The following is a 13,556-nucleotide window of genomic DNA, read 5'->3' as shown; positions in this document are numbered from 1 at the left end:
CCCTTCGACCATGCGTTCTTCCCGCTCCCTCACGCCGCACGCCCTCTCCCTGGCCCTCGCCGTGGCCCTGGTTCCCTCCCTGGCCACCGCCGCCGACGATGCCGGCGAACGTGACCACCACCTGACCGAGCTCTCCGCGGTCAAGGTCACCGCCACCCCGCTGCAGGGCGATGCCGAATCGCTGGCGCGTCCGGTCGACGTGCTCGCCGGCGAACGCCTGGACGAACAGAAGGCCGGCACCCTCGGCGACACCGTCGCCAAGCTGCCCGGCGTGCAGAGCACCTTCTTCGGCCCCGGCGTCGGCCGCCCGATCATCCGCGGCCAGGAAGGCCCGCGCGTGGCCGTGCTCTCCAACGGCATGGGCAACATGGACGCCTCCACCGTCAGCGCCGACCATGCCACCAGCATCGAACCGTTCCTGGCCGACCAGATCGAAGTGCTCAAGGGTCCGGCCACCCTGCTGTTCGGCAGCGGCGCCATCGGCGGCGCGGTGAACGTGGTCGACGGCCGCATCGCCCGCGACCTGCCCGACCGCCCGCTCAGCGGCCGCGCCGAACTGCGTGGCAACTCCGTCAACGACGAGCGCAGCGGCATGTTCCGGCTCGACGGCGTCAACGGCAACTGGGTGCTGCATGTCGACGGCCTGGTGCGCAACGGCGACGATTACCGCATTCCCGGCTATGCCGTGATCGACGGCCTCGAAGACCACAGCGGCCACGACCACGAAGAAGGCGACACCGACGAACCGCGTCGCGGCACCCTCGACAACAGTTCCATCCGCACCCGCGCCGGCGGCGTCGGCGCGACCTGGCTGGGCGAAGGCGGTTTCTTCGGTGCCTCGGCCAGCACCTACCGCACCAACTACGGCATTCCCAACGGCGCCCATGTGCACGCCGACGACGACCATGACCACGATCACGACCATGGCGACGAAGAGGAAGAAGGCGACGAGCACGACGTGCGCATCGACATGGTGCAGAACCGCTTCGAAGCAAAGGGCGGCATCTACAACCCGGTCTCGTTCCTGAAGAACATCAACCTGCGCACCGCCTACACCGATTACGAACACGTCGAACTCGAAGCCGGCACGCCCTCCACCCGCTTCACCAACCGCGGCATCGAAGGCCGTCTCGAAGCCGTGCAGCAGCAGATTGGCGGCTGGGACGGCGCCTTCGGCCTGCAGTTCGGCAACAGCGACTTCGGCGCCAAGGGCGAAGAAGCGTTCGTGCCGGACACCGGCACCCGCAACCTGGGTGTGTTCGTGCTGCAGGAAAAGCAGTTCGGTCCGTTCAAGCTGGAACTCGGCGGCCGCCACGACCAGGTCAAGCTCGACCCGACCGGCGACTACCGCGCGCGCACCTTCGACGCCACCAACCTGTCGGCGGCCGGCATCTGGAAGCTCAATGATGCGGTCGACCTGCGCTTTGGCGTGGACGGCTCCGAGCGTGCGCCCACCAACGAAGAGCTGTATGCCGCCGGTGCCCACATCGCCACCCGCTCGCTGGAAATCGGCGACGCCAACCTGAAGACCGAGCGCGGCCAGCGCGTGGAGCTGGGCATCCACACCCACAGCGATCGCCTGGACTTCTCGGCCTCCATTTACCAGACCAAGTTCAAGGACTTCATCTACCTGGCCGACACCGGCGTGGTCGAAAGCCTGCCCGTGCGCCTGTGGACGCAGCAGGACGCCACCTTCAAGGGCGCCGAGGCCGAAGCGCTGGTGCACCTGTTCGAAGGCAACAGCGGCGACTGGGACCTGCGCGTGTTCGGCGATTACGTGAAGGCCGAGCTGGATGGCAGTGGCAGCCGCACGGTGGATATCGCCGTGCCGCATGGCGACCACGACCACAACTACACCGTGGACCTGGCCAACAGCGGTTACCTGCCGCGCATCGCCCCGGCCCGCGTCGGTGCCGACCTGCGCTGGTCGCGTGACGGCTGGCGCGCCTCGGTCGGAGCGGTGCGTTACAGCAGCCAGAAGGACACCGCCCAGAACGAAGAACCGAGCGCCGGCTACACCCTGGTCGACGCGCACTTCGCCTACCGCTGGGACCGCAGCGACAGCAACAGCTACGAGGTGTTCCTGGACGGCAACAACCTGACCAACCGCGAGGCCCGTGCGCACACCTCGCTGCTGCGCGACTACTCGCCCCTGCCGGGCCGTGGTGTCGCCTTTGGCATCCGCGCTTATTTCTGATCCTTGCTGGGGTCACGTGAACTTCGGGGGCCGCAAGGCCCCCGTTTCGTTTGGGGCTACTTCGCTTGGCGCTAAACGTCGGTGGATGTCGGCGCATTGGGGGCAGGGCTTCGGATGCTTGAGCCGCGCTGCGCGCGGTTGCCACGCAGGGCGTGGCACTACGAACCGCTACGAGCACAGGACGATCCGGATGGAAGACGGTAGAGCCACGCCTTGCGTGGCTGACTTCACGCCTCGTTGACCATCCAAAGCGGCCTCATACCGTCATCGCCTGCCCCGGCTTCCATTACGGACATTCCTGTCCGAAAATAGCCCATGCAAAGTCAACGTGCCGATGCGGCTGCCCGCCGCGCCCTCATCCTGGATGCCGCCGATGCGGTGTTCGGCCAGCATGGCGTTACCGCACCGCTGGACCTGGTGGTGGAAAAGGCACAGGTCGGGCGCGCCACGCTGTACCGCAATTTCCCCGACCGCACCGCGCTGATCGAAGCGCTGCTCGAACGCACCGTGGCCCGCATCGCGCGCCAGGTGGAAACCCTGGGCGACCGCGACGACGTGCTGTTCGAAGTGCTGCAGGGCATGGCCTCGCGGCTGGTGCATTCGCCGGCGCTGGCCGACTACTGGCGCGCGGTCGACCCGGACGAACCCAGCATCAAGGCCGCCCGGCAGACCGTGCACAGCCTGCTCAAGGTGCCGATCCAGCGCGCGATCGACGCCGGCCTGTGCCGCCCGGACCTGCAGGCGGCCGACATCTCGCTGATCTCCAGCATGCTTGGCGCCGCGCTGCGCGGCAAAACCAAGGACGAACGCGCACGGCTGGCCACGCGTGCCCTGCAGCTGCTGCGTGGAGGGCTGGGCGGGCAGGTCGACGGGAGCGGCTGATGCCCGAATACCTCAAGCCGATTCCCGACTGGGAGGAACACGAAAAGCCGACCCTGCCCGGCTCAGCCTCGATGCCCTGGCATCCACCGCACCGCCGCCTGGCCTATGCAATGGTGGCGCTGCTGGTCGGCATCACCGGCGGCCTGGGCAGCGCGCTGGTTACCGCTAACCTTCCATTCCTGCAGGGCCAGCTCGGACTCACCCCGACCCAGGGCAGCTGGCTGGTGGCGGCGTATGCGATGGTCAACGTCACCGCCAACCTGCTCGCCTTCAAATTCCGCCAGCAATACGGCATCCGCCTGTTCGCCGAGATCGGCCTGGGCCTGTACGCGGTGCTGGCGGTACTGCACCTGTTCGTCGGCAGTTTCGAGACCACCCTGCTGATGCGCGCGGCCAGCGGCTTCGCCGGCGCGGCCTGCAGCACGCTCGGCACGCTGTACATGCTGCAGTCGCTGCCGCGGCGCTTCACCGGCAACCTGCTGGTGATCGGCGTGGGCATTTCGCAGATGGCGGTGCCGATCGCCTGGATGGTCTCCCCAGGCCTGATCGACACCGGCCAGTGGCACAACCTCTATCTGTTCGAAGCCGGGCTGGCACTGTGCGCGTTCGCGGCAGTGGTCATGCTCAAGCTGCCGCCGGGTGCGCAGATCAAGGTGTTCGAGCCGATGGACTTCGTCAGCTTCGCCCTGCTCGCCCCCGCGGTAGCGCTGCTGGTGGTGGTGCTGGCCCAGGGCACCCTGCGCTGGTGGCTGGACACGCCGTGGCTGGGCTGGGCACTGATCGCCTCGATCACGCTGGGCACCGCCGGGCTGGTGGTCGAACACTACCGGCGCAATCCGCTGTTGCAGATCCGCTGGCTGGCCAGCCTGCCGATGCTGCACTTCATCGTCGGCGCGTTCCTGCTGCGCTTCCTCACCACCGAACAGTCCTACGGCGTGGTCGGGCTCATGCGCCAACTCGGCATGGGCCCCGACCAGATGCGGCCGATGTTTGCGGTGATCCTGGCCGGGGTGATCACCGGCATCGCCACAAGTTCGTTGACCTTCGGCCCCAAACGCATCATCGCCCAGTTGCTGATGGCGATCCTGCTGCTGGGGAGCGCAGCCCTGCTCGACCAGAGCCGCACCAGCCAGGACCGGCCGCACGACTTCTTCCTGAGCCAGTTCCTGGCGTCGATGGGGTCGGGGATGTTCATGGGCCCACTGATCATGCTCGGCATCACCCAGGCGCTGAAACAGGGCACCGACCACATGATCACCTTCCTGGTCACGGTCTCGATCACCCAGACCCTGGGCGGGCTGGCCGGTTCGGCGCTGCTCGGTACGTACCAGGTCCATCGCGAGCAGGTCTATTCCAGCGCGCTGGTCAGCCAGCTCGATCCGTCAGATGGCGTGGTCGCGCAGCGGCTGAAGCTGCAGCAGCAGGTGTACACCGCGCAGATCACCGACCCGGTGCAGCGCAGCGCGCAGGGCACCGCGCAGCTGGCCCAGGTGACCCGCCGCGAAGCCAACGTGCGCGGCTTCAATGATGTGTTCTCGCTCAGCGGGCGCGTCGCGCTCGGCTTCCTCGGCTGGCTGCTGCTGTTGTCGGTGCGCACCGCCGTGCTCAAGCAGTGGCGCAAGCGCCACCCGCGCCCTGCCCTTTCCCCTTCGTCTTGAGTCCCCCCATGTCCAGCACGCCCCCGCGCGACGACGCACCCGACGACGTCAACCCGCCACCGCCGACCGATGCGGCGCCGGCCCCGGCCGCCGCGCCCGCCCCCAGCGGCGGCGGCGCGCCGAAGTACCTCAAGCCGAGCGCGCGCGCGGTGGTGGTGATGATCGTGGTGGCACTGATCGGCATCGCGCTGATCCTGCGCGCATGGTCGCTGTGGCCTTTCAACAGCACCTGGGTGAGCACCGACAACGCCTACGTGCGCGGGCAGGTCACGGTGCTGGCGCCGCAGGTCAACGGGTATGTGACCGAGGTGCTGGTGAAGGACTTCCAGCACGTGAAGCAGGGCGAGGCGCTGGTGCGCATCGACGACCGCATCTACAAGGAGAAGGTGGCGCAGGCGCAGGCCAACGTCGACAGCGCGCTGGCCGCGCTGGCCAACTCCGACCAGGCACAGGCGCAGAACCGGGCGCAGATCGGGGCGGCCAAGGCCAATCTTTACGCCGGCCAGTCTGAGCTCTCGCGGTCTCGCAGTGAGCTCAAGCGTTACGAACAGCTGGCCGACCAGCAACTGGTGGCGCTCAACGACCGCGACAAGTTCCGCACCAGCGCTCAGGCGGCGCAGTCGTCCGTGCAGCAGTCACAGGCGCAGATCCGGATTGCCGAAGAAACCCTGACCTCCACCCAGGTCGCGCGCAAAGGGCTGGAAGCGGGCGTGGAAACGGCCAAGGCGCAGCTGGAACTGGCGCGCATCGACCTGGCCAACACGGTGATCCACGCACCGCGCGATGGCCAGGTCAGCGAGGCCTCGGTGCGTCTGGGCCAGTACGTTACCGCCGGCTCGCAGCTGCTGTTCCTGGTGCCGGACACGCTGTGGGTGGTCGCCAATTTCAAGGAAGGCCAGACCTGGCGCATGCGGATTGGGCAGCCGGCGTCATTCTCGGTGGATGCGTTCGATGGGGAGCGGTTGACCGGGCATGTGGAGCAGATTGCACCTGCGACCGGTTCGGAGTTCAGCGTGCTGCGGCCGGACAATGCCAGCGGGAACTTTACGAAGGTGGTGCAGCGGTTGCCGATCCGGATTGCGATTGATCCGGATCAGGCGTTGGCAGAGCGGTTGCGGCCGGGGATGTCGGTGGTGGTTCGGGTCAATACCGCCGACGCGTCGCGATGATCTGGCACCGCGATGACACGCATGGCGTGTCACTACGCGGGCATGACGTAGGGACACGCCATGCGTGTCCTAGCCCGCGCAGCGGGCGCACAGACCATGGACTTCCAAGGTCTGCGCCTGCGGCTGGAAGCCCAGCTCCTTGGCGCGCTTTTCCAGCTGGCTGACGATGTCGCGGTCTTCCAGCTCCACCGCGCTGTGGCAGCTGTTGCAGATCAGGAACGGCACCGAATGCTGGGCGCTGCTCGGGTGATGGCAGGCCACGAAGGCGTTCACCGACTCGAGCTTGTGCACGAAGCCGTTGGCCATCAGGAAGTCCAGCGCGCGGTACACGGTGGGCGGGGCGTCGGCGCCCACGCCCTTGCCGCTGCGCACCCACTCCAGCAGCTCATAGGCCTTGACCGGCTTGCCGGCCTCGGCGATCAGGCGCAGCACATTGGCGCGGATCGGCGTCAGCCGCAGTCCGCGTTCCGTGCACACGCGCTCCACCACCTTCACGAAGTCCGAAGCGTCGTGAACGTGGTGATGGGGGGCGGTACAAGCGGTCTTGGCGGACATGCGCGGTCTCCTGCCGTCAGGCGGTCGGTACTTTAGTAAGTGCGACGTCGATGCGTTTCAAGGCCTCGTCACGCCCGGCCAGGAACACGGTCTGCGAAATGTCCGGGCTGACCTGGGTACCGGTGATGGCCACGCGCAGCGGCTGCGCCACCTTGCCCATGCCGATCTCCAGCGCCGTTGCGACGTCATGCAGCGCGGCAGCCACGCCGTCCAGCGTCCACTCGCGCAGACCCGCCAGCAGCTCGCGGGTCTTGCCCAGCGCCAGTTCGGCGCCCGGCTTGAAGTGCTTGGCCACCGCGGCTTCGTCGTATTCGACCAGCGGCTGGTACCAGACCACGGCCTTTTCGGCCATTTCCTTCAGGGTCTGCACGCGGTCGCGCAGCGCCACCACCACGTCGGCCGGGGCCGGGCCGGCAGTCAGGTCCAGGCCCAGCTTGTTCAGCTGGTAGACCAGGTGCGGGGCGATGCTGGCCGGGTCTTCGCTCTTCAGGAAGTGCTGGTTGACCCAGCCCAGCTTGGCCATGTCCAGGCGCGAGGCCTTGGAATTGCAGTTGGTCACGTCGAACAGGTCGATCAGCTCCTGGCGGCTGAACAGCTCCTGGTCGCCATGCGACCAGCCCAGGCGGGCCAGGTAGCTGAGCAGCGCGTCGGGCAGGTAGCCGGCGTCCTTGTACTGCATCACGTCGGCCGCGCCGGTGCGCTTGGACAGCTTGGCGCCCTGCTCGTCCAGGATCATAGGCATGTGCCCGAACTTCGGCACCGGTGCGCCGATGCCTTCGTACAGGTTGATCTGGCGCGGGGTGTTGTTGATGTGGTCGTCGCCGCGGATCACTTCGGAAATGCGCATGTCCCAGTCGTCCACCACCACCGCGAAGTTGTAGGTGGGGAAGCCGTCCGGACGGAAGATCACCATGTCGTCGAGCTCGCTGTTGGCGATCTCGATGCGGCCCTTGATCAGGTCGTCGAACACGACCGTGCCTTCCTGCGGGTTCTTGAAGCGGATCACCCGGTTCGGGTCATCGCGGTACGGCAGGCCGAGATCGCGCGCGGCGCCGTTGTAACGCGGCTTTTCCTGGCGTGCCATCGCCGCTTCGCGCATCGCGTCGAGCTCTTCGCGGGTTTCGTAGGCGTAGTACGCCTTGCCGTCGGCGACCAGCTGCTCGGCCACTTCCTTGTAACGGGCCACGCGCTGGGTCTGGTAGATCGGGCCTTCGTCGTAGCCCAGGCCCAGCCAGTCCATCGCCTCCAGGATCGCATCGATCGCGCCCTGGGTGCTGCGCTCGCGGTCGGTGTCCTCGATGCGCAGCACGAACTCGCCGCCACGGTGGCGCGCTTCCAGCCAGCAGTACAGCGCGGTACGGGCGCCGCCGATATGCAGGTAACCGGTGGGACTGGGGGCAAAGCGGGTGCGGCAGGTCATGGAAGGCTCGGGGGTACAGGGTTCGGGGCAATTTTACCTGCCCCGGGCGGCAATGGGGGCGGGGGGTCAGCGGACGTGCTCGAACAGGGCGGTCCAGCCGCGCGCGGCGGCCTGGTCCTTCATGCGCGCGGTGTCGACCTGGCGCAGGTGGAACTGCAGGCGGCCGCTGCCCGGTGCCGGCACCGCCCCGTACATTTCGGCCAGGGTCGCGTCGGCCTTGCTGCCGGTCGCTCCGCCTGACAGCCGGCTGAAATAGCGCGAGCCGAACAGGCTGCCCAGCCATGCGTTGAGCTTGGACCGCTTGGTGAACACCATGAGTCCAAAATTCGGGTCAAGCAGCTGGTATTCGCGGTGGCCGTTGGCGAACACCTTAACGGCCAGGGCCATGCTGTGCTGCGCCCCACTGAGAATGAACTGGCTGCTGCTGGCCACCTTGGCCAGGAAGTCAGCAATTTCGTCGATCGCGATCAGCGAAGACGCCGAGACCGAACCGGGCTGAAGTGCTACCCCTTGGGCATCGCGTATCAGTGCCCGGACTACGCCCGCCTGGGCGCCGCCTGGCTCGCGGATGGCCAACCGCAACTGGTTGAGCAAGTGCAGCTCCTCGCCCTGCCCCATCGCGGCCACTCCGATCCGCGACACCCCGGTGCACATGCCCGACGACGCCATGCCCATGCCTTCGCCCAGCAGGCTTTGCGACGCCGGAATGAATTGCCCTCCGGCGATATGGACCGAGTCATGCACCACCTCGTTGACGACGATGTAGCGCTCGGCGCGCAGGGTGTTGTCCAGCCGTTCGATGATCACCGACAGCGCGCCCTGCTGCACCGGGTCGAGGTTGCCGGACACGAACAGCTCCTTCATGCGCTGCAGGGAAATGGTGTCCGCTTCCTGCGGCGGTTTTACCCGTCCCCAGTTCTCCTGGCCCCAGGCGAAGTCCTGCGAACTGCTGTCGACCGAGCGCGACAGCGAACGCTCGACCAGCGAATTCAACGACCCGCGATAGCTGCGGTCCACCCACTGCTGGCGCTTGCGTGAACCGCTGTTGGGCGCACCACCGCGCAGGCCGACATCGCTGTGCGGTTCCCACGCGCCTTCGGCATTCAGGCGCACCGGCTGGTGGTAGAAATTGCCCGGCGCGGGATTCTGCAGCCGCCAGGTGCCATGCGCCCGGTCGAATGCCACCTCGTAGGCATGGTCGCCCTGCTCGATGTACTGGCGGCCCAGGTAGCCGTGCACGCCATTGTCGGCGGCACGCGAACCGGACAGCGCCACCGGCCGCGCGTAGCGCTCAGCCAGGTGCTCGAGCGGGTCGGCTACCCGCTCGAACGATGGCGCCTGGATAGCTGGTTGCAGTCTCGCGCCATCGCGCGCGGCCAGTCCGGCCAAGCGCGCGGCGCCCATCGGCGCCGACAAGGCCAAGCCTAAGGCACCGCCCAGTGCCGTGCCGGCGCCTTCACGGCGCTGCGCCGGAGAGTCACCGTACGCCGTCTCCTGCAGCCCCCCGGCCAGTTCGGCGGCCGACAACAGCGCCACCACCGGCAGCACTTCGGGCAGGACCAGGGCCACCAGCCCCATCGCTTCCTGGCAGCGCTCCAGGCGTGGCATCCAGGTGCGCCGGAACGCTTCCCACGGTGAGGTCATCACGGTCTGTGCATCACGCCGCGCGCGTTGGCGCATGCGCCTCACCAGCGCCTGCGAGGCTTCGCCGTTGACCGGTACCACCGCGCTGCCGTGCTTGAACATGGCCTGCGCACCATTGCCCAGTGCGGTATGCACCCCGTTCGAGATCCAGCCGTCCTGCAGGTCGGCGAGGTCGAACGACGTCTCCAGCCACCGCCGCCCGATGTCGGTGGCGGCGGCGCGCTCGACCCAGCCCATCATGTCCGCGTCACTGGCGAACTCGTGGAAGCGGTGGCGGTCGTTGGGGAAGTACAGCAGCACCTCCGGACCCTGCGCGTCGCCGATGTGCAGCACGGTGGAGGCGATGCCGTGGATCTGCAGCCAGCCGGTACGTGTGCCTTCGCGCGGCGTTGGCACATACGTTGGTTCCTGCGACTGTGCCGCCGTCATGTTTCCGAACACGCCAAGTGCGAGCTGCGCCCCGCGCGCGGACAGCGAGCCGTCAGCATGCTGCTGCGCGCAGCCGTAGAGATAGCCGCCCCGCAGGGTGGCCAGGACGTCGGCTTCATGGCTCGCCCAGAACTGGTCCAGGGCCCGCAAATAATCACCCTGCACATCCAGCTCGCGCGCCATCGACAGCAGCTGCGAGGTTTCCAGCCCCACCACCTCGTTGTTCTCGTCGAACAGGGCGCTGTCGCTGCTGGTATACAGGCCCATCAGGCGCCCCGGCGCCTCGTCGAAACCCGCCGCCCGGGTCATCGCACATTCGGCGAAGCTGGCCGCCGCCTGCTTCTGCGCGCGGTTGTGCACCCAACCGCTGTACGTCTGGTCGCTGGCTTGGCCGTCCTTGAAGGACACCACGTAGCAGCAACTGCTGTCGAATGCAGTGCGGTAGCGGCGCATGATTTCATCGTCCAGCCGCTGCTGCACGAACGGCACCAGCAGCGGATACGCGCGTTCGACGAGGCTGCGCCCCACGCTCAGCGCGTGCAGCCAACGGGCACCCTCGATGCCCAGGTTCTGCAGCGCCCCCGGGGTGTCCGGCGGGAACCGTGCCAGCCAGTGTGCCGCGCTGCGTGCAGACAGCCCGGCGCCCTCCAGTGCGGCGAGTTCACCGGCCGCAGCCAGCACCGGCACCGGAATGGGCAGATACGGCGAGGCCAGTTGGGCATCCAGCGCATTGAAGGCATGGCGCAGCTGCGCCCACGACGGCAGCCCGGTTGCACGCAACTGGGCATGCCGCAGTTCCAGCGTCTGCAGGAACAGTGCCCAGCGGAAGTCGTTTTCGATCACGTAAGCGGGCATCACCGGCAGGGCGCCGTCGCGCCACTGCGGATGCTGGTTCACTGCGACCCGCAGCGACAACTGGTGCGGTACCTCGGCGGCAAGGTGCTGCATGGCCGCTTCACTGCTGTCGAAGGCCTGGATCAGCGGCGTACGGGTGGTGCTGATCACCAGCGTGACCGGCACCGCTGGTTGTGCGGCTGCGGTTGCAGTCATCAGCACCACGCCGTGCAGCGGCACTACGTGGCCGCTGGCATTGGCGGCCAGGGCGTGCACGTCGATCTGCCAGCCCGGCAGCGCCAGCGCGCGGCCTTCGCCGGCCTCGGCAATGTTGAAGCGGGTCGGGAAGTCCACCAGCGCCTTGACGGCGGCGGCCGCCGGATCGCTGAGCTGGCCGGCAGCATTCAACAGCACCGCCGCGCCCGCCAGGCGCCTGCCGATGGCTGTGACATAGCGCGCCGAGCCAGGTACGTGCCGCCCGTGCCAGGCCTGTTCCAGGCTGGCGTCGTGGCGGCGCCGGAATGCCCCCAGGTAGTCGCGGCCTTCGATGGCGCGCGCGAACTGGCCGACGTTGAGTTCGCGGCATTCCTGTATCGGGAAGTACGTCTCCGGCGTGCCCCGGTAGTAGAGACCGACGCGCAGGTTGTGGGCCTCCACCGGCAACAGCGCGGCGCCCACCAGCGTGTGCGCGCTGACCAGCCCGCTGCGCACGCGGCGGTCGGGCGGCACCAGGCGGTGCTGGTTGCGGAAGATCACGCCCGGCGGGCGAATCTGACGGGCCTCCCAGGTCGGCCAGGTTTCGCTGGTCTGGAAGGTGTTGAGGTAGATCTGGGTGGGATCGATCTCGCGGCCGGTCGCCGTGCGCAGGTCGGCCGTCAGCAGCTGGGTCAGGTCGCGATCCAGGTTCGGCAGCGCGGCGTAGGCCACGATCAACTGGTGTTCCGACGCCACCACCTGCCGCCAGGCGTTGCTGAGGCGATGATGCTGCTCGCTCGCATTGCGGCCCATCGACTCCACCCAGGTCAGCATCCGCGAACGGATCAGGGCGAGGTCCAGTCCGGGTGGAAGTGCGGGCGCTTCACGGTCGGGCGTTGGCGCCTTTTCGGCAGCGTCGATCAGCAGTTGGCTGGCCGACCCGAGCTGGGCACGCTCGCCGGCGTCCAACGATCGCCGCGGTCGATGGCGTGCTTCAGCCTCGGGCCGATTGGCAGCCGGTTTCAACGCCTCGACTACCTCGCGCGTCAGCTCGTTGGACTCGATCAGTTCCATGACATCTTTCCTAAGCGCCGCCGGCTCGAGCTGCGAGGTTTCATGGACCCGATGCCACAGCGTGTGCCAGATCGTGCCCGCGCCATCGCGGTCGATCACATCGTCCAACAACGCCACGGCGCGTCCAATCTGTTCGGCTGCGGGCTTCGCTGCATCAGCAGGTGCAGGTGCTTCCGTCGACGGACCGCTGAATGCCCAACGCCATCCCAACGTTGCCAGCCCGAGCCCGCTGCCGACCAATCCTGCGGCCGCCGCCAGCACACTGCGTCCGCCATGCTGGGCAGCGCCGGAGCTCATCGGCGTGGGAACGTGGGTAGCTGGCAGGACGGCGAAGCGTGTACCCGGAACGCGAGGCGATAGCGGTGGCTCCCATCCCGGCGCCAGGGAAGCGACATACAGCAACGCATCCACAAGCGCGCGGCGCAGGCTGGTGGAAGGAGGCGGCGCAGGATCCGCACGTTCCGCGACCGACAGCAACCGCTGGCCCAGCCGATCACCGTTGCCGCCCCCGGTAAGCAGCAGGGGTTCGGGGGCACCACCAGCCAGTTTCTCAAGCGTCGCCAACGCCGCAACGCGCTGTGTGTCGCTGACCAGGGGTCGCTCCTCAAGATCCAGCATGTCAAACAGTTGCGGCAGCGCAGTCCGGGCATCAATGTCATCGCCCGTAGCCGCAGCGCTCGCCGCCACCTGTGCCACGGCGCGTTCGATCTGCGCCGAAGGCAGTTCCGGTAGCCACTGACGCAGCTGGTGTTGTGCCAGGTCGCGTTGCTGCGCAGGCGGATGCCTCCCGCGCACCGCGATCTCGCGCGCATCGTGAACGCCCCGTTCCCGCTGCGCACCGAGGGTGCTGTTCCACACATCCCGAGGCTCATCCAGTGGTCGGTAAAGCGCGTCACGCATCGCGCCCAACAGTGAATTGCGGCATGCCACTTCTTCGCTCAACAGGGAGCGCAGCGACACGCAGTGCACCTCCCAGTCCACCCGTGGCAGCGTCAGCAGCGTGGTCAGGCAGATCCGCCACGCGGCACGCTGCTGCTCCGGCAGTCCGGCCGGAAGCAGCCCATCCAGGGCGTCGTCCACCAGCCCCTGCGCCATCGATGTAGCCAGCGCGGTGCGATGAAACGCAGACTCCAGTGTCAGGAAGAAGTGGGCATCCAGCGGCCCCTTCCGCAGGGCCAGAGCGAGCGCATCCAGCTCGTCCTGAGGTACGCCGTCCAACCACAGACGGCGCGCTGTGTCAGTCGGATGCAGGCTTCGGTTCGAGACCGAGACAGCGGCGGCGGGACGCCGCGACATCGGCACGGGCGACAGCGCAATCGTTGCGCCGTCAGCGCGTCCTGGTGGGGACAGGGTCAGGTTCGCCATGGGTGGGGAGTGAGGTCACGAGAGGCTGGAACCTAGCGCGATCCACCCGCATTTCCAGCCCACCCTTGCGCCAGCAGCATCGTGGCGCGCAACCCGATGCCGGAAGCGTCAACACCACCCTCCAATCCCGCGTT

Annotated in this window: 7 protein-coding genes; 4 read left to right on the top strand and 3 right to left on the bottom strand. The window is 67.7% G+C overall.

All coding sequences use genetic code 11. From position 1 onward, the window contains the following. Positions 1–10 precede the first annotated feature (10 nt). From HGB51_RS13270 to HGB51_RS13255, 4 genes are all read left to right on the top strand, one after another. A complete protein-coding gene (locus HGB51_RS13270) occupies positions 11–2,197 on the top strand; it encodes a TonB-dependent receptor (protein ID WP_070208644.1) in 2,187 nt (728 codons plus the stop codon). A gap of 315 nt (positions 2,198–2,512) precedes the next feature. After that, positions 2,513–3,079, top strand: coding sequence for a TetR/AcrR family transcriptional regulator (locus tag HGB51_RS13265; RefSeq protein WP_070208643.1), 567 nt, complete (start codon positions 2,513–2,515; stop codon positions 3,077–3,079). Continuing rightward, positions 3,076–4,737 carry an MFS transporter gene (locus HGB51_RS13260; protein WP_070208662.1) on the top strand — a complete coding sequence of 554 codons (1,662 nt, stop codon included), beginning with the start codon at positions 3,076–3,078 and terminating at the stop codon, positions 4,735–4,737. Before HGB51_RS13265 ends, HGB51_RS13260 begins: the two co-directional genes overlap by 4 nt. Positions 4,738–4,745: 8 nt before the next feature. Then, entirely contained in the window at positions 4,746–5,906 is a 1,161-nt protein-coding gene (locus HGB51_RS13255; RefSeq protein ID WP_070208642.1) for an HlyD family secretion protein, read from the top strand. Between the two features lie 69 nt (positions 5,907–5,975). Here HGB51_RS13255 and HGB51_RS13250 read toward each other — a convergent pair whose 3' ends face one another. The 3 genes from HGB51_RS13250 to HGB51_RS13240 all read right to left on the bottom strand — a co-directional run bounded on the left by HGB51_RS13250 (position 5,976) and on the right by HGB51_RS13240 (position 13,275). Then, positions 5,976–6,461, bottom strand: a complete 486-nt coding sequence (locus tag HGB51_RS13250) for a Fur family transcriptional regulator (RefSeq protein WP_068850345.1) — start codon at positions 6,459–6,461, stop codon at positions 5,976–5,978. 16 nt (positions 6,462–6,477) lie between these two features. Further along, positions 6,478–7,881 carry a glutamate--tRNA ligase gene (gltX, locus tag HGB51_RS13245; protein ID WP_070208940.1) on the bottom strand — a complete coding sequence of 468 codons (1,404 nt, stop codon included), beginning with the start codon at positions 7,879–7,881 and terminating at the stop codon, positions 6,478–6,480. A 66-nt stretch (positions 7,882–7,947) separates the two neighbouring features. Then, positions 7,948–13,275, bottom strand: coding sequence for a dermonecrotic toxin domain-containing protein (locus HGB51_RS13240; protein ID WP_070208939.1), 5,328 nt, complete (start codon positions 13,273–13,275; stop codon positions 7,948–7,950). Positions 13,276–13,556 lie beyond the last annotated feature (281 nt).

It is taken from the genome of Stenotrophomonas bentonitica (assembly GCF_013185915.1).
Taxonomy (GTDB): domain Bacteria; phylum Pseudomonadota; class Gammaproteobacteria; order Xanthomonadales; family Xanthomonadaceae; genus Stenotrophomonas; species Stenotrophomonas bentonitica.
This window is presented reverse-complemented; position numbering and strand designations above follow the sequence as displayed.